The sequence below is a fragment of the Cupriavidus sp. 8B genome (assembly GCF_054589115.1).
Genome location: NZ_BAAILO010000572.1, coordinates 1 through 450 on the forward strand (window position 1 = coordinate 1; position 450 = coordinate 450).

The 450-nt window shown below is 59.1% G+C and carries 1 protein-coding gene; it reads left to right on the forward strand.

The window, feature by feature from the left end; genetic code table 11:
- Window positions 1-129: 129 nt before the first annotated feature.
- A partial coding sequence (locus ACYP5B_RS48955) for an enoyl-CoA hydratase/isomerase family protein (RefSeq protein WP_459574690.1) occupies window positions 130-450 on the forward strand: 321 nt, incomplete at its 3' end.

Here is a 450-nt window from a genome sequence, read left to right on the forward strand (position 1 = left end):
CTCCGAGGGGCAGTCGGATGAACTCAACCTGCAAGCCCGGATGACGCCCTGGATTCAAACCAAGGGAACTTCGCAACGAACGTTGTCTGTTCAATTCGACAACGCCTGAACCAAATACATGGAGCAAGTATGAGCGAACCTATCGTGATGCGTGAGATTAACGAACGCGTGACCGTGTTGACGATGAATTTTCGTCCGCACAACCTCATGGGCCCAACGATGTACCGCGCGCTGCTCGAAGAATTCGACGCGGCGGTCAAGCGCGGTTCCCGCGCAATCCTGTTGCGCAGCGGATTGCGGCATTTCTCGGCAGGCGCCGAGGTGTCGCTGTTCCCGGATCGCATTGCGCGACAGGGCAAAGGGCTGGTCGATCCGCTCGAAGTGCTACGCGCGTTCGAGACGCTGCCAGTTCCGATCGTCGCAGCCGTCAATGGCACCTGCCTCGGTGGC